Source organism: Sediminibacterium ginsengisoli (assembly GCF_900167075.1).
GTDB classification, from domain to species: domain Bacteria; phylum Bacteroidota; class Bacteroidia; order Chitinophagales; family Chitinophagaceae; genus Sediminibacterium; species Sediminibacterium ginsengisoli.
Genome location: NZ_FUWH01000001.1, coordinates 15,207 through 36,318 on the forward strand (window position 1 = coordinate 15,207; position 21,112 = coordinate 36,318).

Annotated in this window: 25 protein-coding genes, 1 tRNA gene and 1 pseudogene; 4 read left to right on the plus strand and 23 right to left on the minus strand. The window is 39.4% G+C overall.

The window, feature by feature from the left end:
* Window positions 1–147: 147 nt before the first annotated feature.
* From B5D42_RS00110 to B5D42_RS00215, 22 genes and pseudogenes are all read right to left on the minus strand, one after another.
* Entirely contained in the window at window positions 148–600 is a 453-nt protein-coding gene (locus B5D42_RS00110) for a carboxymuconolactone decarboxylase family protein (protein WP_078829391.1), read from the minus strand.
* Window positions 601–669: 69 nt separating this feature from the next.
* A complete protein-coding gene (locus tag B5D42_RS00115; RefSeq protein ID WP_078829392.1) occupies window positions 670–1,245 on the minus strand; it encodes a Crp/Fnr family transcriptional regulator in 576 nt (191 codons plus the stop codon).
* 229 nt (window positions 1,246–1,474) lie between these two features.
* Entirely contained in the window at window positions 1,475–1,858 is a 384-nt protein-coding gene (locus tag B5D42_RS00120; protein ID WP_139366919.1) for a hypothetical protein, read from the minus strand.
* Window positions 1,859–2,129: 271 nt separating this feature from the next.
* A complete protein-coding gene (locus tag B5D42_RS00125) occupies window positions 2,130–2,540 on the minus strand; it encodes a DUF7674 family protein (protein WP_078829394.1) in 411 nt (136 codons plus the stop codon).
* A gap of 244 nt (window positions 2,541–2,784) precedes the next feature.
* Entirely contained in the window at window positions 2,785–3,030 is a 246-nt protein-coding gene (locus tag B5D42_RS17975; RefSeq protein ID WP_217698755.1) for an ester cyclase, read from the minus strand.
* A gap of 409 nt (window positions 3,031–3,439) precedes the next feature.
* Complete coding sequence (locus tag B5D42_RS00135) at window positions 3,440–3,964, minus strand: hypothetical protein (RefSeq protein ID WP_078829396.1); 525 nt, start codon at window positions 3,962–3,964, stop codon at window positions 3,440–3,442.
* A gap of 210 nt (window positions 3,965–4,174) precedes the next feature.
* Entirely contained in the window at window positions 4,175–4,849 is a 675-nt protein-coding gene (locus B5D42_RS00140) for a nucleoside-triphosphatase (RefSeq protein ID WP_078829397.1), read from the minus strand.
* Window positions 4,850–4,853: 4 nt separating this feature from the next.
* A complete protein-coding gene (locus B5D42_RS00145) occupies window positions 4,854–5,555 on the minus strand; it encodes a hypothetical protein (protein ID WP_078829398.1) in 702 nt (233 codons plus the stop codon).
* 217 nt (window positions 5,556–5,772) lie between these two features.
* Complete coding sequence (locus tag B5D42_RS00150) at window positions 5,773–6,195, minus strand: hypothetical protein (RefSeq protein WP_139366920.1); 423 nt, start codon at window positions 6,193–6,195, stop codon at window positions 5,773–5,775.
* Between the two features lie 215 nt (window positions 6,196–6,410).
* Complete coding sequence (locus tag B5D42_RS00155) at window positions 6,411–6,920, minus strand: hypothetical protein (RefSeq protein WP_139366921.1); 510 nt, start codon at window positions 6,918–6,920, stop codon at window positions 6,411–6,413.
* A gap of 197 nt (window positions 6,921–7,117) precedes the next feature.
* The gene (locus B5D42_RS00160; protein ID WP_078829401.1) at window positions 7,118–7,693 is read right to left on the minus strand and encodes a DUF2971 domain-containing protein; all 576 of its coding nucleotides are present in this window, start codon (window positions 7,691–7,693) and stop codon (window positions 7,118–7,120) included.
* Window positions 7,694–7,891: 198 nt separating this feature from the next.
* Window positions 7,892–8,419: a hypothetical protein gene (locus B5D42_RS00165; RefSeq protein ID WP_139366922.1), complete on the minus strand. Its 528-nt coding sequence runs from the start codon at window positions 8,417–8,419 to the stop codon at window positions 7,892–7,894.
* A gap of 1,016 nt (window positions 8,420–9,435) precedes the next feature.
* Window positions 9,436–10,050: pseudogene (locus tag B5D42_RS00170) on the minus strand (AbiV family abortive infection protein); the annotation flags it as partial.
* Between the two features lie 220 nt (window positions 10,051–10,270).
* Window positions 10,271–10,951 carry a hypothetical protein gene (locus B5D42_RS00175; RefSeq protein WP_078829405.1) on the minus strand — a complete coding sequence of 227 codons (681 nt, stop codon included), beginning with the start codon at window positions 10,949–10,951 and terminating at the stop codon, window positions 10,271–10,273.
* 192 nt (window positions 10,952–11,143) lie between these two features.
* Window positions 11,144–12,391 (minus strand): adenylate/guanylate cyclase domain-containing protein, encoded by a 1,248-nt coding sequence (locus B5D42_RS00180; protein ID WP_078829406.1) that lies wholly within the window; start codon window positions 12,389–12,391, stop codon window positions 11,144–11,146.
* Window positions 12,392–12,576: 185 nt separating this feature from the next.
* A complete protein-coding gene (locus B5D42_RS00185; protein ID WP_078829407.1) occupies window positions 12,577–12,924 on the minus strand; it encodes a hypothetical protein in 348 nt (115 codons plus the stop codon).
* Window positions 12,925–12,929: 5 nt separating this feature from the next.
* On the minus strand, window positions 12,930–13,163 hold the full coding sequence (locus tag B5D42_RS00190; RefSeq protein ID WP_139366923.1) for a hypothetical protein: 234 nt from the start codon (window positions 13,161–13,163) through the stop codon (window positions 12,930–12,932).
* A gap of 85 nt (window positions 13,164–13,248) precedes the next feature.
* On the minus strand, window positions 13,249–13,590 hold the full coding sequence (locus B5D42_RS00195) for a GIY-YIG nuclease family protein (RefSeq protein WP_078829409.1): 342 nt from the start codon (window positions 13,588–13,590) through the stop codon (window positions 13,249–13,251).
* Window positions 13,587–14,714 (minus strand): DGQHR domain-containing protein, encoded by a 1,128-nt coding sequence (locus B5D42_RS00200; protein ID WP_078829410.1) that lies wholly within the window; start codon window positions 14,712–14,714, stop codon window positions 13,587–13,589. The genes B5D42_RS00195 and B5D42_RS00200 overlap by 4 nt, the downstream gene beginning before the upstream one ends.
* A 220-nt stretch (window positions 14,715–14,934) precedes the next feature.
* Window positions 14,935–15,312: a hypothetical protein gene (locus B5D42_RS00205; RefSeq protein ID WP_078829411.1), complete on the minus strand. Its 378-nt coding sequence runs from the start codon at window positions 15,310–15,312 to the stop codon at window positions 14,935–14,937.
* A gap of 286 nt (window positions 15,313–15,598) precedes the next feature.
* A complete protein-coding gene (locus B5D42_RS00210; RefSeq protein ID WP_139366924.1) occupies window positions 15,599–16,069 on the minus strand; it encodes a DUF559 domain-containing protein in 471 nt (156 codons plus the stop codon).
* A 962-nt stretch (window positions 16,070–17,031) separates the two neighbouring features.
* Window positions 17,032–17,103 (minus strand) — tRNA-Arg (locus B5D42_RS00215).
* A gap of 201 nt (window positions 17,104–17,304) precedes the next feature.
* Here B5D42_RS00215 and B5D42_RS00220 point away from each other — a divergent pair.
* On the plus strand, window positions 17,305–17,892 hold the full coding sequence (locus tag B5D42_RS00220) for a glutathione peroxidase (protein ID WP_078829949.1): 588 nt from the start codon (window positions 17,305–17,307) through the stop codon (window positions 17,890–17,892).
* On the opposite strand, the gene dusB is transcribed toward B5D42_RS00220, so the two are convergent.
* Complete coding sequence (gene dusB, locus B5D42_RS00225; protein WP_078829412.1) at window positions 17,893–18,930, minus strand: tRNA dihydrouridine synthase DusB; 1,038 nt, start codon at window positions 18,928–18,930, stop codon at window positions 17,893–17,895.
* Window positions 18,931–19,041: 111 nt separating this feature from the next.
* Between dusB and B5D42_RS00230 the strand changes: the two genes are divergently transcribed.
* From B5D42_RS00230 to B5D42_RS00240, 3 genes are read left to right on the plus strand one after another with little or no spacing between them, the layout of a single operon-like run.
* A complete protein-coding gene (locus B5D42_RS00230; protein ID WP_176112856.1) occupies window positions 19,042–19,953 on the plus strand; it encodes a CPBP family intramembrane glutamic endopeptidase in 912 nt (303 codons plus the stop codon).
* Entirely contained in the window at window positions 19,953–20,159 is a 207-nt protein-coding gene (locus B5D42_RS00235; protein WP_078829414.1) for a putative signal transducing protein, read from the plus strand. Before B5D42_RS00230 ends, B5D42_RS00235 begins: the two co-directional genes overlap by 1 nt.
* A gap of 37 nt (window positions 20,160–20,196) precedes the next feature.
* Window positions 20,197–21,060, plus strand: a complete 864-nt coding sequence (locus tag B5D42_RS00240; protein WP_078829415.1) for a phosphatidate cytidylyltransferase — start codon at window positions 20,197–20,199, stop codon at window positions 21,058–21,060.
* Window positions 21,061–21,112 lie beyond the last annotated feature (52 nt).

A 21,112-nucleotide genomic window follows, 5' to 3' on the forward strand; every position in this document is an offset into this window, starting at 1 on the left:
CGTAAAGTCGGGGCCTTTTAAAAAATAATTAAATCCTAATTATGAAAGTGCAGGATGTCCATGTATTCCAGCGCTTCTGCTAATAGTTTCGGCACGAACAAAAAAAATCACAGGCCGTTAAACCTGTGATTCCGGCATATGGTTGCTTTATGCTAAACTTTGCCCAATCTGTAAGTGGGTACCAAGCACAACCCTGTTCCAAAGATTGATGGTAATTACGGCCGTTATAATATCTGCGATCTGGGTTTCGCTAAAAAATTGCAAGGCGTTGGAATAGGTCTCATCTGATAATCCCTTTTGATGGATTAATGTCATTTCTTCCGTTATTGCCAACACGATCTTTTCTTCTTCCGTAAAAATATCCTCAGTTTCTCGCCATGCATTCAATAGAAAAATACGCTGGTTTGTTTCGCCATTTTTAATGGCGTCCTGCGTGTGAATATTGATACAGAATGCACAACCGTTGATTTGTGAAGCACGTATTTTTATGAGTTCTTTGGTTGTCCTGGATATGGAAGCGGTTGAAAGATACATTTCCAGGCCAATCATCGCTTTTAGTGCATTGGGAGCAACTTCCTTAATGTTAAATCGTTTTTGCATTGTATTATTCTTTTAATAATTGTTCAATGCAAAATTGGAGAATAAAAAAATCGAAGAACTTAAACTGGTTTAAGAAAGAAGTCTTTTACGGATCTCGCTTAAATATTCGGGAGTGAAACCAAGATAGGAAGCAATTAAGTATTGGGGAACACGTTGCACGAATTCGGGATGATTTCTGACAGCCTGCAAATAAAATTCTTCTTTAGAAAAGGAAAAAAGAAACTGGATACGCTTTTGAGCTGCTGCATAAGCTCGCTGGTACACGAAACGGAAATATCGTTCCATTACCGGAAATGCTTCTAACAGCTTTTCCTGTTTCTCTATAGTGATATAAAGTATGATTGATTTTTCTACAGCCTGAATATAAAATTGGGTAGGGACTTGTTTTTCGTAAGCAAAGTTGTCGGTAAGCCACCAGGTTTCTATAGCAAATTCGGTGGTTTGTTCAGTGCCTTTTTCGTTGATGTAGAACTTTCGCAACAAGCCGTTCAAAACAAAATAATGATGTCTGCAAATCTGTCCTGCCTCTAACAGGTTTTCCTTTTTGGCTACCTCTTTTGTGCTGAAATAGGTTTTAATTTCTTCAAATTCTTCGTCAGAGACTTGTGCGAACTTGCTTATATGTTTTTTGAATATTTCAGACATTTTGTTTTACGGGTTGGGTGTGTGAGATTGCAGTAAAGGTAAAGACTTTGCGAAGGTAGGGGCATGTGTGATCGCACTGCTGGTTTTGGCCACTACAACCTCGATTAGCTGAAGCCAAATTACAAAAGCCGACTAGAATTCTCCCGTTTCAGCGGGACTGATGGGTGCTATTCTGTCGCCTTTTTTGCAAAACCAATATTATAATACGGCTTAAATCAGCTTCGCTTTGTTAACCTTGCCTGGTTCTTCGAGCTATTATTGTTTGTATAAAAGAGAATACTAATATTCCTGCCAGTGAAATTTCCGAAATCAAATCTGATTTTTCACTGAGCCACTCAAATACCTGGTCAATGTAATTGTACCAGAAAAAAACACTGGCGCATACTGATGTAAAAATGCCGATAAGAACCTTAGCGAATTTTCCCTTCTCGGATCTGCCTATCCAGATAACAAATAAAATCATAACAAAAACGGCCGGAATAAGAGAAAGAATCTCTTTAACCTTTGACATTGGACTGTCCAATTGTTTCAGTGCAAATAGCAATAATAAAAAGATCAGGATGATAAAAAAGAAGATCCATTCCTTCGCGATTCGGTTTAGTTTCTTATTCATGTTAAAAAGTTTAGTAAATAAATTTTCCTTTAAATATATCACCATAGGATACGCTCCGCGGCTTGCGTACAAAATGAAAGGATTTTGCGAAGGTGTGGTATCTGTGATCCTACTGCTGGCTTGGCACTACAACCTCGATTAGATAAAGTCAAATTATAAAAGACGATTAGAAGTCATCCATTTAAACGAGATTGATAGGCGATATTCTGTTGCCCAACTTTTGCAAAACTAATGTTAGTTGCAGTTTAGGTCTGTTGCACTTAATGATTACTTAGTCACGCGTCAATTTTTGTCCTTCCCATTGATCAATCAAGCGATTCCATTTATCCTTTGAGACCGGCAAAAGCCATTTGTCAAAATATGTATGATAATCTACTTTGCCGCTGCTACTATTCTGCAAACTCTCGAACAAGCCGACCACAACTAAATTTTCTATGTCTGTATCACAGTTGGACAGAATGAGTTCAACTTGAACAAAGAAATTTGTAAAAATGTGAGTTTTAGTTTCAATATTACTTATGATGAATCTTCCTATTTCAGCTATGTCCAAATAATAAAGCCTCTCCTTTTCCAGGTCACTATATTCTTGTTGAAGATACTGAGCAAAAAATTTGTTTAAGTCTGAATTAAACTGAGTGAGGAGCTTGAATACTTCATCAATACTTAAATGATTGAATCTCATTTTCAAATTTCGAGAGGATTGAATAATTGCAGCGGCCAGAGCTTTGCGATGTGGCGATAGTCTGTCTTAATGTCGCCTGGTAAGTTATTCAAAAGTTGATCAGTGATCCATAGCCCAGCCCATATTCTATCCCGCCATATCGCAAAACCTCTTGTTGGCGGTGCGTTGTTCTTGCCTGATCAAACCTATATTTTATTTGCTACTTTATCGATTTCCAACACTGCAGGTGCTTAAAACTATTGCACTAAAGTTGATTTTCAATAGCCAGCTTATCTATAACTGACCATACTTGTTCAATCTTTCCCTCGTTAAATTGATAAAAAACATTTTCTGTAAAAGAAACCCTCTTCCCGTTTATATGCAGACCAAGAAAGTCCTTTTGTGGTGTACAGTCAAAACGTAATCTGCTGGCTAAATAAATATTATTAGAAACCAATAGTTGAACTTCAAAATGCAAGTCAGGAATTTCATTAAAGTTTTTCTCCAACATTTTTTGATAACCTGATAATCCAATCTGTGATTATTGTAGCATACATTATCGTGAACAAATTTCGCTAAACTTATTATATCACGCTTGTTTAAACATTTAATATATTCTCCGTAGATATCATTATAGCTATTCATTAACCTTATTTTTAAAATTGAACATATTTACCTGACAGGTTTTAATATCAGGGGCAGGTTATGTAATTTTTATTAAGACCGTCAGTTACGATGACCGCCAACGTAAAAGGCTTTGCGAAGGTTGGGCCGTCCGTGATCCCACTGCTGGCTTGGCCACTGCAAGCCCGATTAGCTGAAGCCAAATTACAAAAGTGGATTAGAATTCTCCCGTTTTTAAACGGAACTGATGGGGATTTCTGTCACCCAACTTTTGCAAAACCAATGTTGTAGGCAGTTTATTTTGTAATCAAGCTGACTGAATGCAGTTGAAACAAATTGCTATCGGTATTTGCAAGCCGGTCTAAGTATTCGCTATAGTCTTCCTCACTTTCAAGAAGCGAAAATCGCATTTTAACTTTACTTTCAAGTATTTCAATTGCCGCTGAGGTAAACCCATTAGATAAGGTCTCATATTTTAATTTATAGCCAATTCTTTCCTTAGCGAGACTCTTTGTTACATTTTGAATTGTTAGTTCTTTTGGTTTGTCAAATATCCATTTATATAATCGCAAACTTTGTCCACCACTCAATGTATAAATGCGGTCGGAATAAATTAAAGATAATTTCTCCTCATCGTTGAAGTGAAACTCAATGTCTCCATAAAACCAGATTGGACTGTTGTAATTGTCCGCATAAGTGTCATCTGGGTCAGGAAAGTTGTTTATTATCCATTCTTTGGTTTGTCCTATTTTTATATAGTCAAACTTACCAGTCTTTATAAATGTTAATAAGTCAATGTCTATTGGTTCAGTTACTATCATGTCTTAATTGCGCACAACGTTAAGGGCTTTGCGAAGGTTGGGAATTTGTTGATCGCCCAGCCCGTCATAAATGCCCATTTGAAAATATGTTGTTTAAGTTAAGAATTAAAGTTGAGTATTGAATGTCGAGCCCAACTGCTGCTAATGCCTGCACATAGATGATGTACATTGTCCAGCCCTGCTTTTGCAAATACTTTTGTTGTGCGCTGTTTATCGTTTTCTAAGCTCATTAATATATTCTAAAAAATTATTGGCAGTGTCACTTTCTTTTTTGTGTAAATTTTCTAAAATGTAGTATTTATCACCTGACATAAGCTTTCCATAAACTGCTGCAATATCCAAATAATTATCAATCATTCTCTTTTCCAAAAATTCCTCGTTCGCTAAAGTTTCTTTCTCAAATTCCGAAAACCCATCATCAACTAATTTTTTTCTTATTCTTGATTTTAGCTCAATTATCTCTTCGCAAAACGGACTTAAACATTCTCGATTGTGCAATGATTGATATCTCCCAGACCACATGTAAATTGGAACTATCTTATCATGATATGTTGCTTGTAACCTATTAGTTCCGAAAATAGAAGCTAAAACGATACCATCATAATCGGATTTGATAGTCTCATCTAAAATGTTTTTTTCAATAGCCGAATAATAATCTCCCCATTTTTCAAAATGGATAAAGTCATTTTCAAGTACTTTTTGTAATAACCCGTCATGAGTCACAAAATGATATTCAAATCCTTCTTGTTCGCCTTTGCGAATTGGTCTATTGGTATATCTTGGGATTAGTTTTATCTTTTCTTGCTTTAATTTAGTCTCGATAAGGTAAAAAAGGGTTGTTTTACCAACACCTGACGGACCGCTTAACGTAATAATTTTACCCATTTGATTACTTTAATTCTTTTAGAATAGTGATTTCAGTTGTTCCGTTTGATATTCTGTCGCCCTCAAAATTGATAAACCCATCTTCCTTCATTTTATTCAACTCGTCCAACAACTCGGGAGGGTTTATTCCATTTTCTATTGCTAAATCCACAATATAATCAGCTATGATTTTACGTCTTTTTTTCTTTATAGAAATAAAAGAACGGAACAGATATTCTCTTAATGTCTCTTCTTTAACGACTGCTTCAATATTTTTGGTCTCTACTACAGCCTTATTTAATAAAGTTGTCAAGGAGGTTTCTAAACTTTGTAGTTTGTCACCTGCTTTGCTTTGTTCAGCTAAAACTTTTGAAAGCTCTGATGAGAGTTCTGTCTTTAAATTAGCTATTTTATGCTCAGTCTTTTTTGCCAGTTCGTCTTCTATGCTTTCAGGTTTTTGAAAGTTTTGTTGTCCACTCCAAATATGTCCACGCATGTCAGATACAGTATCTTTTACAATTGAAAACGTATCTGAATATAGCTTGTCAAAAAGCTTTTCTAGCTTTTCAACGCTAGACATAACACTTTTTGAGGCTTCATTAGTTTTATCTGAAGCTTCACTTGATTTATTGAAAAATGCCCACGATAGCCATATAGCAATAATTGCTAAAATTAGTGAAGCTATTGAGGCTACTAAAGAAATAACATCTACGATTGTCATGTCCATTTATATTTAGTTTGGTTCTGTCAAATAGCACACAATGTTAAAGGCTTTTCGAAGGTTAGGTCATCCGTGATCCCACTGCTGGCTTGGCCACTACAACCCCGATTAGCTGAAGTCAAATTACAAAAGACGATTAGAATTCCCGCAGCTGATTGGCCAAATTCTGTCGCCCAACTTTTGCAAAACCAATGTTGTGTGAAGTTTTATCAGGGTTAAAAAGCTAAAGCAAATAAGCTAAGAATATAATTGTTACTATTCCAGTTGAAAGAATACACAATAGTGAATACATGTTAGTTTTGCCTATGCTTTTTCCCCATTTGGCAATATCTGCGAATGGCTTTTTCCTTATATCAGACTCAAATCTACTTTTCTCCATCATTCGATACTCTACAAATAAGAGAAGCATAAGATTTGCAATTGGAATTAATATTGTAGAGAGCGAAATTTCTTTTTCTAATTTGGAAAGTGCGAAATATCCAGCGATTAAGATATTGTTGAATGTAAAAAGCTTGTCGTGAATACGATCAAAATGCTTCAATGTATTCTTAAGTCCCTCTTCCTCTTGTTTTTCCCATCTTTTATCCATGTCGGATAATTCTTTTTCAGTCAGCAGCCCATGCTCTTTTGCAAAATCATCATCCATAATTTTTAATTTTGGTTTTGTGGAGGGTGTCATTAATTGCACACAACTTTAAAGGCTTTGAGAAGGTTGGGCCATCTGTGATCCCACTGCTGGCTTGGCCACTACAACCTCGATTAGCTAAAGCCAAATTACAAAAGCCGATTAGAATTTCTACAGCTGATGGGCGATATTCTGTCGCCCAACTTTTGCAAAACCAATGTTGTATGCAGTTTAGGTTACTCTGATAATAAGCGTTTTCTCCAATCCGAAAGTATTTCGACTACAGGAAAGAAGTTCATTTCAGCATTGATAAACGAATATCCCTTTATTATGGGCGACTGCAGAATATCAACATTCTTGTCACTGTCAAGATGAAAATGATTAAGTATGTTTAAGGTGCCAGGATGAGGTTTGTCATCTTTACGATGTTTATGATAGTTCGCGAGTCCAATTATTAGTTCGATCGCTGTCTTGTCAAAACCAGGAATGTTAGTATATTTTTGGTAATAGGCTGTTTTATTAGTAGTCGAGCCAGACAAGTCAAATATTGTAGAGTTGATATAATTCTGAAAAGCTAGTAAAGCAAGTCCAATAATTGGCTCTGCTTCCTCCAGCAACCATAATCCATCATACCAGCCGTTTAGTGTTCTCTGTGTTTTTAAAAAGTCTACGGAATCGTCTAATCCTTTTACGATATATTCCAAACTTGACAAATGAAAGTCAATTTCTTTCCAATGAGTCATCATCGGCTTCTCGTATTAATTGCATACAACGTTAAAGGCTTTGCGAAGGTTGGATAATCCGTGATCCCACTGCTGGCTTCGCCACTATAGACTCGATTAGCTGAAGCCAAATTACAAAAGCTGATTAGAATTCACACAGCTGATGGGCGATATTCTGTCACCCAACTTTTGCAAAACCAATGTTGTGTGCTGTTAAAGGTCTACATGAACGTTTGTGCTTTGATAATATTAATTGTTGGATTGATTTTTTCGATGATTTCTTTAATAAAGCTGAAGTCCTGGTTGCTCATTGCCCTTCCAGTTATCACCTCTTTGACTTCGACATCCACGTAGAGTTTGTCAGTTACGAATACACGTTCTTCCTCTTCATAAGCCCAAACATTTAGTTTGTGAGACAAAATCTCTCGCGGTGTGTCTTGTTCGATTTGCCCACCGTTTAAATAATGAATACCCGTATACTGAATAGGTCTTATGTCATACTTTTGGGGATTGATTGTTAATCCAATCGCGACACCTCGGTGTCCCTCCGAATAGTGTGACCACATCAACTCATTGTTGTTCTTTCGGGAAAGAGAACATAATCTCAAATCGCCTTTATCGGACGATATTTTCCTTAACATTGATTTGTCAAGTTCGCCTTTGTTATAGTAATATTGTCCCTCCATTGGATCGTTGAGGTCAACATATTTAGCTGCAAATAGCCTATTTTTCATTATGATGTCAATGAAAAACCTAAAATTTTGAACGCCTCTGTATTTGTAAAGTATTTTTTCCATAGCAGCGTGTTTGAACAATAGCACACAACGTTAAAGGCTTTGCGAAGGTTGGGCCATCTGTGATCCAAATGCTGGCTTGGCCACTACAGCCCCGATTAGCTGAAGCCAAATTACAAAAGCCGATTAGAATTTCCATAGTTGATGGGCTCTATTCTGTCGCCCAACTTTTGCAAAAACAATGTTGGGCGCAGTTCGGTGTCAGGAATTTTCTACCTCATTCCTAAGTTTTTGATCAATTAGATTTTGAACTTTTCGTACCCAATTATTGTATCCGTAAAAGGAAAGAAATAAACCTATAATAAGGCCGCATAAAGAAATAATGGAAAAATAAATCAATTTTTTAGTTTCAGCTTTTTGAAGATTGAGTAAATGGGCTGTTAAGGCATCATGCAGTTTGGAAGCGGCCCAGCGTTCCACCAATATCTTTTTCCCTTCTACTGCTGCGACTGATGTACTGTTTAACTGTTCACGTATCCGTGTTACCTCTTTGTCACCAATGTCTTTTTTCTTTATTCCGAGATTTCTTAAGAGTGAAATTTCGATAGAATCGATAGATGTTAGGGAAGTAAGCCTATCAAGCTCAATTTCTGAAAGGAGACTATCTTTAAAAAAGGTACTCTCACTTTTTAATATTTCTATTTCAATTGCATTACTCGATCCTTCAATTTTATCTACTTGGTTTATATAAAGAATGCACGAGGCGAGAATTATCAATAATCCAGACATGAAAATGAACTTGTACAAATTGTCCGTGGGCAATGTTGATGATATCATTTAATTGTCATTTTTATTGCGCCTAACGTTAAAGGCTTTGCGAAGGTTGGATAATCTGTGATCCCACTGCTGGCTTGGCCACTACAAACCCGATTAGCTGAAGCTACAAATTACAAAAGCCGATTAGAATTGCCACAGTTGATGGGCGATATTCTGTTGCTCAACTTTTGCAAAACCAATGGTTGACGCAGGTTAGCAGTCTGCGTCGATAACAATATTGTTTCTTGTTTCTCCGAAAGTATGTATAGGCTTGTAAACTAAATAATGTAGGATACCTGAAGAAACAAAAGTAAGAGTCGAACAGCCAATTCCGAAGCCTCTGAAAAACGAGATTGACAAAGCCAGTAAAAATGAGTTTATGAAGATTATTGGCATTACTCGCCAAAAGCCAACTGATGTAATAGTGTGAAATTTGGAGTTTTTGTGATTTCTGAAAAAAAGTAAGTTCTCGAGAGATTTTATTCTATTTATATACATTTGTGAAATCCCCGTTTCTATTACGTATGCAGCAAATAGGCCAATCCCACATAAAAAAATAAGTAAAAACACGTATCTGTAATCTTGAACGGAAAATGTGGTTTTTGTTTTGTCGCCTGATATAATATTTGCGACCCCGAAAGCAGAAGCTGGAATCGTTACTATCTTAAAATACCAGTCAAATAAGTTTTTTCTGTTTTTATGGGTTTCTTTATAGTAATCCCATTTAACCTTATACTCTTCTAATAAGGGATTGGGCGGTATTTCATCGCCTTGTGTTATTTTGTCGTTCAAAGTCATTATCATTTGAGAGCTATTATATAATACTCCGGCTAACGTTGAAGGGCTTTGCGAAGGTTGGGCCATCCGTGATTCCCACTGCTGGCTTGGCCATTACAACCTCGATTAGCTGAAGCCAAATTACAAAAGCCGATTAGAATTCCTACTGTTGATGGGCTATATTCTGTCGCCCAACTTTTGCAAAACCAATGTTAGCTGCTGTTTTTCATTTTGGACTTTAGTGAAAATAACTGGTCAATGTTATTGATATATTGAGCAAAGTCTTTTGTATATTTTCGTTCGATGTCAAATTTCTCTTTCGAAATGGATTGTGGAGAAAGCCATTTGTTCATTGCTTTATCCACGTAAAAACCACGGTTTTTGTCATTATTCGCATTCTGGAGCCAGTTAAGCATTCCTCTAATGTCAAACCCGAACTCGCTGTGTTTTTTAAATAGAGTAATGCTCGAGTTAATTTCAGTAACTAATTTTTGCTTGTCTTTAGTCATCGTTGACGACATAAGATTGAGAGCACCTATTATAGGTTCATATTCTTCGAGATACATTTTTAGGTCTTTTTGCATCTGCTCTTGAAATTCTACATGCTGTTTTATTTGATCATGTTTTACCTTATGCTTATGAAATATGTTGTCGAACTCATTGATGTTTCCATCTGGGTGATAAATCTTGATAAGAAGAAAACTGGCTTTTAAAAGTTCTTCTGCGGCGAGAATATTTAAGGAACACGCTACTCCATAGTCATTCTGTGCGGCAGCAGCATCTCCGGTTCTACTCAAAGCATCTGCGTTTTGTACGCTCAAGTTGTATCCCTCTCTATAAAATCGGAGGTACTCATTTAAATAGCAGCTAACGTTAAAGGCTTTGCGAAAGTTGGGCCATCCGTGATCCCGCTGCTGGCTTGGCCACTACAACCTCGATTAGTTAAAGCCAAATTACAAAAGACGATTTGAATTCTACCGTTTAAACGGGACTGATGGGCGATATTCCGTCGCCTAACTTTTGCAAAACCACTTTTGGCTGCAGGTTTTAGTTAATGTGTTCCATTTCTTTCAAAATATATTCTTCGAGAAATGCGTTTAATCTGGGATTGCTTGTGTCATTTGTCTTGTCGATTAATGCTTTGACTTCTTTCTTTGTTTTTCTGTCTATCCGACCTGCTATTACAATGATATTTTCATTTAAGGTTGTTAATAATTCACTTGTAAGTTTGGGTTGTATCCAACCTTTGAGATCAAAAGGAACCTGACTAATATATGATTCAAACTCGGTGAAATATTGGTCTGCATTTTTTAGCCGCTCTTTTATTCGATGCTGTCCATTCAATTCATATGCAAATAATGGAATTACTTCTGCTAATTCGCTAATTACGTCATCAATGCTTTTCTCAAGAAAATCGACATTACTATCCTCATTTTTTAATTTAGAGATAACTGGAAGAATTAAAGGCTTAATTTGCCCCATTGCATCGTCTATTTCCTGTCCGGTTTTTTCCTTTACCTTCTTGCTTAATTGATTTAAGAAAATATCAATCTCTTTGTCAATAGAATATTCATTTACCAAATAGTTTCTAATCTCTAAAAGGAGGAATAAAAGCTTCTTTAATTTTCTTCTGTCCTGTTTTTTATCAGTAAAGATTTTTCCACTTTCAGCCAGCCCCCAGCCAAAGAGGACTCCAAGTAAGGGTAATATGAGTTTTATCCATTCCATGTTTCAACTTGCAGCCAACGTTAAAGGCTTTGCGAAGGTTGGGTAATCCGTGATCCCACTGTTGGCTTGGCCACTACAACCCCGATTAGCTAAAGCCAAATTACAAAAGTTGATTAGAATTCTCCCGTTTAAGCGGGACTGATGGGCGGTATTCTGTCGTCCAACTTTTGCAAACCAATGTTAGCAGCAGTATTATGTCGTCTTGTGGTCAATGATTTTAGTAATGTCTTCAAATTTTATTTGCCACGATTTCGTTATCATTGTCTGTCCCTTTGCGTCAGCTGGATTTAAATCTTTTCCTATTATATCCAACTGCTCAGTCAGTGAGTTAAACTCTAATGATAATTTTGTGAAAAATCTATTACTTAAAAGTATCCCATTGACATCACAATTTTTTTCAAGTCTTGCTGCGAAATTAATCTTGTCTCCTATAAATGTAACCTCGATATCTCCCTTACCAATATTTAATGTGTAAATAGGTCCATTTGAAACACCAACTCTAGTTCCTGTTTCAACACTTTGGTCCATTTTTGAAAGTAAATTTTCAAAAGTCTCTTTTCCTAATAAGATGAGTTCAGAACAAAATTTTATTGTATTCAAATATGCTACAGTTGTCTTTTTCGGATAATTGAAAATTGCCAATACAGCATCACCAATGAATTTGTCAAGAATTCCATTATACTTGAAAACAAGGTCTCTAGCATTGCTGTAGTATTTGCTCATGGCTTCATTCAAATCATCTGGGTCAGCCGCCGTAACTATACTTGAAAAATTTTTAATGTCTGTCAATACAATTATTGCATCATTGTATTTTTGTCCAATAAATAGTTCCTTATGAAGCTGTTCACTTTCTTGGCTCAAGGTTGCTAAAATTGAATCAGAAAATTGTCGCCTAAGGGATATAAAGTCTGATGAATATTTTACTCCTCCTTGCTTGGTTTCAATAAGTGATTTTGCAAGTGCTTCCTTATCGGTTGATTGGTCGCCTAATTCGTTGCCAATATGTGCTTTTGAATAATTGTCAATTTTTGAAGTAATTGCTGCAATCTGTAACTGTACTAGATCATCCTTTGAATTTATTTCTAAGTTGTAGTTGTTTTTAAGAAAGTCAGCAAGGCTTAACCAGCTGGAATTTGAAAACGTAGCTTTTAAGAATTTATTAAAGAAATCAATTTCATTTTTTGATGGCTTCTTCGGTGTGATTAATATAAATTCATCAATGTCATTTATATGATGTAGAGAGTTTGATATTTTTCTAAGTTGTCCAACATTTAAATTTTGACCTTTTACTTCAATTGCAACTTTTTTTCCATCGTCATTTTTCAAAACAAAGTCAAAATTAGCTCTGTCTGAAGGCGTCGCAACAACTCTCTTTTTAAAATAGTCAAAAACTGTTGATAAAACAGATTCAATAAATTCGGGATTCAAAAACTCTGTCATAGTAGTGTGGTTGTATTGCTGCTAACGTTAAAGGCATTGCGAAGGTTTGGCCATCCGTGATCCCACTGCTGGCTTGGCCACTACAAACACGATTGGCTGAAGGCAAATTACTGAAGCTTGGTCAGAATTACAATAGCTGATGGGCAATATTCGGTCGTCCAACTTTTGCAAAATCACTGTTAGCGTCAGTGATCGTTCCAGTATGCTCCCACCAATATATTATCGAAAATCATCGCGGTTCCTTCGAAAATGGAATTGGAATTTTCGTCAAGCCATGAAAGCTGAAAGATGCTTCCGTTTATAGGATTTCGGCGAATTATCAATTGAGCAACTGCATGATTGGCATCTTCAAGCCAAATCGTTCGATATGTACCAATAAACACATCGGTAAGTACTAATGGTGTAATTAATTTACAAGACTCTGTAAATGGTCCATCGACGCTGTCACCATGATGATATTTTGATGTTAAACAGCCATCTCCTTCATTTCTCAATGTAAATGCTCCAATAATCTGATTTGCTTGCTTAGCCATAGTCCTTATTTTAATTGAAGAAAGTTCGGGGTAATGAAATTGAAGAAGTGCTTATAACGACTGGATGTGATGGTTGTCCGCAGTTCAATTTGCTTTGCCAGCGTTATACCTCCTTTTCTTATTGGGAAAAGTCCGCGCTTTTCTATTACATCAGCAATGGCCTCGAATGTCGATTTTTTATCTGGCATTGAAAGCAAAACAACTGCCACGGCTTCGTGTAGTTTTAAAGGATTTTTCAATAAACTAAATTTATAAGGATGAAGTTTTGTATTGGCAATACGATGTTGGCGGCTGGGCTTTTGTCAGTTATGTTGTTTTTAATTGTCAGCCTATGGGCGAATTTACTTTGTTTAAAATGGGAAGTCGTCCGTGTTTATCTGAGAACTGGTTTAACCAAGTTCGCTCAAGTTTTTGTAAATTCCTTGGGTCAAAAGTTGTGAAATAAAACCAAATTGCTTTTCCTTCGGAAGTGGGATTTGTCTTTTCGGGATTGTCTAAATGCTGTTTAAATCTCTTATTTAGGTTTGTTGCTAAACCAATGTAAAGAATAGTATTATCAAACGTTGTCAGAATATAACAACCATTTTCCTGTGGCACTGTTTTGAAAGAAACAAGTTTGAATTGCAGTTTTACTGTAGGCTTTGGCGTTAGCTCGTTAATCGTCATATTTCAATGTCTTTTTGAAAATTTGTTTTATGCAACGCTTTTACAAGCTCTGAGTTAATTACATTTAAAGCACCCGAATTTAAAAAACTTGCTGTTCCGCCTTTTATCCAAAAGTCTGTGTGTCCAACACCTGCGTAGTCGCCATCTACTTCTTCAAAAGTTTTTTCCAATAGTCCTTGCATAGTTGAAACTTTAAAGTCAGACATATTTATGATTTTATTGAAGAATGGAACAGCAAATTTGCAAAATAGCTCAACTCCATTGTATTTGAATAAAACAGTTGGTTCTTCTGTTCCCAAAATGTTCGTTATTGCTTTCCAATAATTCAAAAATATTTTATGTTGCTTGTTCGAAGTTTGAATAGTAATCGGATTGTTTGCTACCAAAACATATTTCTTAATTGATTTTACAAAACTCTGTTGATTGATACTTCCGTCATTGCTTTCTTGATTAGCCATTTTAATTTTGTTTAACCAAGGACTGTCTGGGTCTGAATTTAAAAAATCAACATACTTTAATGCTAAATCATCTTCGCCTTTTTCAATTGTTTTGGAAATCCATTTTGGTAAGTTTGGAATGTCTTCAATTTCTAACGCTTGAGTAAGTCTTTGATAAATTCTTTGTTCAACACCCTTTTCAACGCTTTTTTGAGTTGTGTTCACGATTAGAAAATGACACATTTGAGCAATCTTTGGAAGATTGATAGCAATGTTAACTGGCACGTCAAAATCTAAAACTCTTGTGTCCTTTTCGGCTGCCATTTTCAAGCCTTCAACACGATGTTGTCCGTCAACAACGCTAAACGGTCCTACGGTGTCAATATCAATCTCAATGGTGTTATTTGTAGGATTGAAGTCAATATTTTTATGTGTCGCCATAAAAATACTTGTCGGCAAAAAAGCGTCTTTTGTTTCTTGTCCTTCAACTATGTAGTCAGTAAGTCTTTTGGCTCTTGCTTTGTTCAAAAGCCTTTGATATCCTTTATCGTTGTCATCATCTGGGTCTAATGTTTCAACACTGTAGAAATTCGAGATTAGTAAATCCGATACTTTCAATGAAGTAGAATAAAGTGTCAGTTGACCTTGTTTTACTAACGCTGCTGGTCTTACTATTTTTTTACTCATTTTTCTTTCTCGTCTGTTTGTTTTAGGAAAGGTAGTCGTTTAGCCTTGCCGCTAACGTTAAAAGCTTTGCGAAGGTTGGGCCATCCGTGATCCCACTGTTGGCTTGGCCACTACAACCCCGATTAGCTGAAGACAAATTACAAAAGCTGATTAGAATTGCCACAGTTGATGGACGATATTCTGTTGCTCAGCTTTTGCAAAACCAATGTTAGCGGCTGAACTAGTCAGCATTGGCCTTAATAAGGTCTGCCTTATTAAATAGCTTTTTGAAGTAAAAATGATAAACTTTAGGGCCAGATGATTCGCTTAGTGGGAAGGCATTTACTAATGTCCAACCTTGTAGGCCTAAATAGTTTAAAGCATCTGTCACGGAGTTAAACTTTTTAAGTCTCCCCGTTACTTCATCTTTTAATCTTGTGTCACCACCAAAAAATTTTCTTTCCTCACCAAAATTCACGTCAATTGTCACTTTATTTGATAACAGTCGCCCTTGAGCAACTAACTCGCAATATTGTTCAACTTTAGTTGTGTCTGATTGCGCTTTAATTGCGCTAGTTGAGTAAAGTGTGAGGAAAAGGAAAAGTAAGATGAATTTCATATGTCAGTTTGGGTTAATTATATATTGAGTTTGTGTTTTGCTGCTAACGTTAAAGGTTTTGCGAAGGTTGGGCCATCCGTGATCCCACTACTGGCTTGGCCACTACAACCCCAATTATCTAGAGCGAATTACAAAGCCGATTAAAATTTTTCCGTTTAAGCGCAACTGAATGGCCAAAGTCTGCTACCCAACTTTTAACTATTGCAAGCAAGTATTTTTTTCCCACAGATGAATACGGGTTCCCGTAAATCAGTGATAATTTGAAAAAACCAATATCAGCCAAATTTTAATAATATCTTTTACGATTCTGTCTCCTGCTTACAATAAGATAGTCGGTTATAAGATCAGCGGTTTGCTCCAGATCATATTCAGTAAGCGCATTTGGAATTCTTAAAGTGGAATATCCCTTTTTAAATGAATGCAATGTTCGTTTTAGGTCAGACATAGCCTGTTTTCCGTTATAGGAGTGATGCATTCCGTCAACTTCTATATTAACTTTTGCATGTGGAAGAGCAATATCAATGGATTTAAAGCCATCTGATTTTTCAAGTCGCGCCGGTACACCTCTGTCCTTTAAGGCAAAGTATAATTCGATTGCATAGTCAGTTGCAGTAGAGTATTCTAAAATTTCACTGAACCAACTTTGGCATCGTCGGCATAGCGGATGAAAATAATTGTCAATAGAATAATTAAACACACGAATGTCTATTGCGGCGTCACATTCAATGCAGCCTAGATTTCGATTGTACTTTTTCATAAGAAGTCAGCAGTAAAGGTTTGCAAATAGTGATAGATTAGGTTTTGACGCGAGGTCTAGTCCTCACATGCTTTCGCCACCCTCAGTCACAACAATGCCTGCAGTAATCAAATTGGTACAAGCCTAATATATATACTATTTTCAATATTTAAAAGAGTTAATACAAAAAAATATTAGCTCAATTATGAGATCATATCATATAGTAAAAGACACCCCGCATCTCTACCAGTCGTTGCAGAAACACCTTTTTGGTTTCGGACGGAAATAGTAAGATCGGTACGGTTAGCCATTAACCATAAGACCCTACCAGTCTTTGCAGAGGCGCCTCTTCGGGTTGCAGATAATCGAAATAATGCGCAGCACATTTTGATAGATGCCAAAGCAGCGTTGGCGCAAAGACGAAGCCCAGCGGCCTGAGCGAAAAAGCAATGCGTTGAGTGAGGTTTGTAAATAGCCGGAGAGCGGGAATGATTGCCTAGCAGCTTTCGAATAGTTGTTGGTCAGCGACCAACAACGGCAATAAGATACCTGCACCGTCTGAAGCTTAAAATCTATAAGCAGTTTTAGAAATCGCAAGTGCGTGCTGCGCTGAGTCCCCTTCGGGAGACATCAGCGAGAAAAAATAGCCGGAGAGTGGGAATAATTGCTTAACAGCTTTCGAATAGTTGTTGGTCAGAGATCTGCAAATAGCAGGAGCCGGGTAATTATTCCTGAACAGCTACTGAGATACCTGCACCGTCTGAAGCTTAAAATCTATAAGCAGTTTTAGAAATCGCAAGTGCGTGCTGCGCTGAGTCCCCTTCGGGAGACATCAGCGAGAAAAGAGCGACAAATGCCTGCAGCTGCCTGAAAGTTCGAATGGATAAGCATCTTTAAAAATAGCAAAAGCGTGCTGCGCAGCGTCCCCTCCGGGAGACAGCTGCGGCGGCATAAAAAAGCCCCCCGAAAATCGGAGGGCTTCGTAGTCCCGACAAGAATCGAACTTGTATCTAAAGTTTAGGAAACTTCTATTCTATCCATTGAACTACGGGACCAGCCTTGCTCGTGCCCACGGTGGGGCCGGCGGGCTGCAAAAATAACAGATTATCATATTCGGCGCTCGTAATCGCCTATTAAAAATTAGGAAATGGCAGCAGACAAGCTTATCTTACCTGTTCAGCCCTGAACATATGAGAAAAATAGTGTTGGCCCTGCTTGCCCTGGCGGCAGTTTTATTCCTGATTAAAAGAAAGGATATGACCTGGAGACAATCCCTGCTGAAAACCATTTACCCCGTGCTGATGCTTAAATCAAAGCTCTTCCCGGGTAAAAAAGATGTACAACTCAATACAGCTAAGGCACCCGCGCCGGTGTCTTTTCATAGCTTAAATGCAACAACTATTGCCGGATCTCCACTTGCATTTGATTCTCTGAAAGGTAAAAAAGTGTTGCTGGTGAACACTGCCAGCGACTGCGGCTATACCGGCCAGTACGATGAACTGGAACGCCTGCAACGGCAATATGCAGGTAAAATAGTAGTGCTTGGCTTTCCCGCAAACGACTTCAAACAACAGGAAAAAGGCGATAATGCCTCGATAGCGGAATTCTGCCGGATGAACTATGGCGTGTCCTTTACCATGCTCGGTAAAAGCAGCGTGATTAAAGGGACTGACCAGAACCCGGTATTCCGCTGGCTCTCAGATCCTGCAATGAATGGCTGGTGCAGCCAGGCGCCGGTCTGGAATTTCTGTAAATACCTGGTTGACGAAAACGGTACACTTCTGGGCTATTTCTCCCAGCAGGTGTCGCCCCTCGATAAAAGACTGACTGATCTGATCCGATAATTACAAAGGACAATGCTCGTGGTAGTTCTCCAGCACGATCGGGTCGCGCTCGATCACGTAGCCGGCATAATTCTTTTGTACCTCGTCCAGCACGCCTTCCACTTCTTCCATGGTTTTCAGCGTAACAAGCCGGTTGCGGTAATCCTTGATGCCCGGTAAACCCTTCAGGTAATTGGCATAATGTCGGCGCATTTCATTGATCCCTACGATCGGGCCCTTCCATTCCAGCGATTTGCGTAAATGCCTCCGGCACACTTCCACGCGCTCATCAACAGTCGGCGGCGCCATCATTTCCCCGGTTGCCACAAAATGTTTGATCTCGCGGAAGATCCACGGATAACCGATCGCCGCACGGCCGATCATGATGCCGTCAACTCCGTATCGGTTCTTGTATTCCACGGCTTTCTGCGGACTATCAATATCTCCATTTCCGAAGATCGGGATCTTGATGCGCGGATTATTCTTCACCTTGCCGATCAGGCTCCAGTCGGCCTCGCCCTTATACATCTGCGACCGTGTACGGCCATGGATGGCCAGCGCTTTAATGCCCACATCCTGGAGTCTTTCAGCTACTTCTTCAATATTTTTCGACTGTTCATCCCAGCCCAGGCGGGTTTTTACGGTAACCGGCAGGCGGGTGGCTTTTACCACAGCATCGGTGAGCCTGATCATCAGGTCTATATCCTTCAATACCCCTGCTCCGGCACCCTTGCCCGCTACTTTTTTAACCGGGCAACCAAAGTTGATGTCGAGCAGGTCGGGATTGGTTACATCTACAATACGCGCGGCCATGGCCAGGCTGTCTTCATCGCCACCGAAGATCTGGATGCCGATAGGGCGTTCATAATCAAAGATGTCGAGCTTTTTACGGCTTTTGATGGCATCACGGATCAGGCCCTCACTGCTGATGAACTCGGTGTACATCAGGTCGGCCCCGTTGTCCTTACATACCACCCTGAACGGCGGATCGCTTACATCCTCCATGGGAGCGAGTAGCAAAGGGAAATCGGGGAGTGTTATTGTATCTATCTTAACCATAGCTGTAAAATGCGGACCGAACAGAACCCCGCCTGTCATATTTCAACAGGGGCGGATTTATTCTTTCCTGTATATTGTGGCTGCAAATTTACGTTCTTATTTGTCAACCGCATGAATCAACACCCCCGGATCAACTATCCTTCACAGTTTGTTTTGTTATTGGCCCTGGCGGGAATAGGCATGGTCATCGGTTCCTTCCTGGCCCTGTTCATCGTGAGCAGCCAGGCTAACGTTCCTTTTTTACAGGTTCCTGAAGCGATGAACCGCCCGGAATTTGCCCGGCTTTCAGGACTGGTGAACACGCTCGCCGCTTTCATGGCTTTTTTCATTCCTGCCCTGGTGGTAGCGCGGATCAGCGGTTCAAAACCATTTAAACGCCTGGGTTTCAATACCAAAATGAACCTGCGGCAGATCGGGCTGCTTTTGTTCATTACCTGTGCGGCCGTTGTGGTGAGCGGTGCACTGGGCACTGTGAACGAACAGCTGCCTCTGCCCGAAAGCTGGCTGGTGAAAGCGCGCCAGATGGAAGAATTGTACAAAAAGACCATCCTGGCCCTGGCGCAGATGAAAACGATCTGGGATTACCTGATCGCTTTGATCGTCATGGCGCTGGCTCCTGCCATTTTTGAAGAAACGCTGTTCAGGGGCAGCCTGCAGCAGATCCTGACGGACTGGACAAAACGTCCGCTGCTTGCTATTGTGATCACCAGCATCCTCTTCAGCGCCATCCACTTTTCTTATTTCGGGTTCCTGCCGCGGATGTGGCTGGGCCTGGTACTCGGGCTTGTATTCTTTTACAGCCGTAATATCTGGTTGAGTATTTTACTGCATTTCCTGAACAATGCCATGGTGGTGACGCAGCTCTACCTGCTGAGCAGCAAAGGCAAACCGATCGATAAGGCCATGGATGAAAATTCGCCGGTATGGCTGGGCATTGTTGGCCTGATCGCATTCATACTGCTGATGCGGCCATTCCGCAAAACCTCGGAGCAGTTAACCCTTACAGAAAATACCCGCTTATAATGGACCCCTGGAAAAAAGTATATGCAACCGGTAATTATGCGCAGGCCAATATCCTGAAAGGCATGCTGGAGGAAAATGAGATCCCGGTACAGGTGCTGAACAAGCAGGACAGCAGCTATCCGATGTTCGGCATTATAGAAGTATATGTACCCGGCCATTTGCTGGCTACCGCACAGCAGCTCATGAATAGCAGCCTCCTGAATTGATCCGGGCTTTATCTTCGTGGCTGCAAAACCACTTTTCATGGCTTTTAACTTCCAGACATTCAAAACCCGGGCGCTGACCGCCATTATCTTTGTTGTGATCATGCTGGCCGGACTGCTCTGGAACCAATGGAGCTTTCTGCTGCTGTTCTCGGTGATCCACTTCGGTTGCTGGACAGAATACCACAAGCTTGTAGGATTGATAGACCCCGCTTACGCGGAGATTTCAGCGCTGCATCGTTACAGCAGCATGGTAGCCGGCTGGGGTTTTATGTTGTGGATGACGGACGATACTTTCAACACCGGTGGCATTGTACTGCATGAAGTGGGCCGTTTGATCTTCTTCGTGGCATCGATCCTTTTCCTGGCGGCAGAAGTGGCGTTTAAAAAAGGCTTGCAACCCAAACTGATCGCCCATACTTTTTTCGGACTGATTTATATCTCACTCAGCTGGGGACTGATGCTGGATCTGCGCGGCGTGGCCATGTCGGTGCATTTCGATCTTGTTGGCTGGATGCTTCCGGTGATCATCATTGCATCGATCTGGATCAACGATACCATGGCTTATATCGTGGGTTCGTTCATCGGTAAAACACCATTTTCTCCTATTTCACCCAAGAAAACCTGGGAAGGAACGGCAGGCGGTGCAATACTGGCAGTGATCGCGGTGGCTTGTGCAGGCCATTTTATATATGGTTACGATACCAAACTGCTGCTGATGATCTCGGCCATCTGCGCCGTAATGGGAACCCTCGGCGACCTGCTGGAAAGCAAGCTGAAAAGAATGGCGGGCGTAAAAGACAGTGGCAGCATCATGCCGGGTCATGGTGGTTTCCTCGACCGTTTCGATTCGCTGTTACTGGCTACGCCGTTTGTATGGCTGCTGATGAAACTGGTGGCCTGATAGAGCGGTAGTTTCACCCAATCCTTATACATTTGCAGTTCAATCCCACTGC

Bases quoted from the DNA above. Each gene is read 5' to 3' on its own strand.
- B5D42_RS00110 (WP_078829391.1), bottom strand. From the start codon at position 600: ATGCAAAAACGATTTAACATTAAGGAAGTTGCTCCCAATGCACTAAAA.
- B5D42_RS00115 (WP_078829392.1), bottom strand. From the start codon at position 1,245: ATGTCTGAAATATTCAAAAAACATATAAGCAAGTTCGCACAAGTCTCT.
- B5D42_RS00120 (WP_139366919.1), bottom strand. From the start codon at position 1,858: ATGAATAAGAAACTAAACCGAATCGCGAAGGAATGGATCTTCTTTTTT.
- B5D42_RS00125 (WP_078829394.1), bottom strand. From the start codon at position 2,540: ATGAGATTCAATCATTTAAGTATTGATGAAGTATTCAAGCTCCTCACT.
- B5D42_RS17975 (WP_217698755.1), bottom strand. From the start codon at position 3,030: ATGTTGGAGAAAAACTTTAATGAAATTCCTGACTTGCATTTTGAAGTT.
- B5D42_RS00135 (WP_078829396.1), bottom strand. From the start codon at position 3,964: ATGATAGTAACTGAACCAATAGACATTGACTTATTAACATTTATAAAG.
- B5D42_RS00140 (WP_078829397.1), bottom strand. From the start codon at position 4,849: ATGGGTAAAATTATTACGTTAAGCGGTCCGTCAGGTGTTGGTAAAACA.
- B5D42_RS00145 (WP_078829398.1), bottom strand. From the start codon at position 5,555: ATGGACATGACAATCGTAGATGTTATTTCTTTAGTAGCCTCAATAGCT.
- B5D42_RS00150 (WP_139366920.1), bottom strand. From the start codon at position 6,195: ATGGATGATGATTTTGCAAAAGAGCATGGGCTGCTGACTGAAAAAGAA.
- B5D42_RS00155 (WP_139366921.1), bottom strand. From the start codon at position 6,920: ATGATGACTCATTGGAAAGAAATTGACTTTCATTTGTCAAGTTTGGAA.
- B5D42_RS00160 (WP_078829401.1), bottom strand. From the start codon at position 7,693: ATGGAAAAAATACTTTACAAATACAGAGGCGTTCAAAATTTTAGGTTT.
- B5D42_RS00165 (WP_139366922.1), bottom strand. From the start codon at position 8,419: ATGTCTGGATTATTGATAATTCTCGCCTCGTGCATTCTTTATATAAAC.
- B5D42_RS00175 (WP_078829405.1), bottom strand. From the start codon at position 10,951: ATGGAATGGATAAAACTCATATTACCCTTACTTGGAGTCCTCTTTGGC.
- B5D42_RS00180 (WP_078829406.1), bottom strand. From the start codon at position 12,391: ATGACAGAGTTTTTGAATCCCGAATTTATTGAATCTGTTTTATCAACA.
- B5D42_RS00185 (WP_078829407.1), bottom strand. From the start codon at position 12,924: ATGGCTAAGCAAGCAAATCAGATTATTGGAGCATTTACATTGAGAAAT.
- B5D42_RS00195 (WP_078829409.1), bottom strand. From the start codon at position 13,590: ATGACGATTAACGAGCTAACGCCAAAGCCTACAGTAAAACTGCAATTC.
- B5D42_RS00200 (WP_078829410.1), bottom strand. From the start codon at position 14,714: ATGAGTAAAAAAATAGTAAGACCAGCAGCGTTAGTAAAACAAGGTCAA.
- B5D42_RS00205 (WP_078829411.1), bottom strand. From the start codon at position 15,312: ATGAAATTCATCTTACTTTTCCTTTTCCTCACACTTTACTCAACTAGC.
- B5D42_RS00210 (WP_139366924.1), bottom strand. From the start codon at position 16,069: ATGAAAAAGTACAATCGAAATCTAGGCTGCATTGAATGTGACGCCGCA.
- B5D42_RS00220 (WP_078829949.1), top strand. From the start codon at position 17,305: ATGACCTGGAGACAATCCCTGCTGAAAACCATTTACCCCGTGCTGATG.
- dusB (WP_078829412.1), bottom strand. From the start codon at position 18,930: ATGGTTAAGATAGATACAATAACACTCCCCGATTTCCCTTTGCTACTC.
- B5D42_RS00230 (WP_176112856.1), top strand. From the start codon at position 19,042: ATGAATCAACACCCCCGGATCAACTATCCTTCACAGTTTGTTTTGTTA.
- B5D42_RS00235 (WP_078829414.1), top strand. From the start codon at position 19,953: ATGGACCCCTGGAAAAAAGTATATGCAACCGGTAATTATGCGCAGGCC.
- B5D42_RS00240 (WP_078829415.1), top strand. From the start codon at position 20,197: ATGGCTTTTAACTTCCAGACATTCAAAACCCGGGCGCTGACCGCCATT.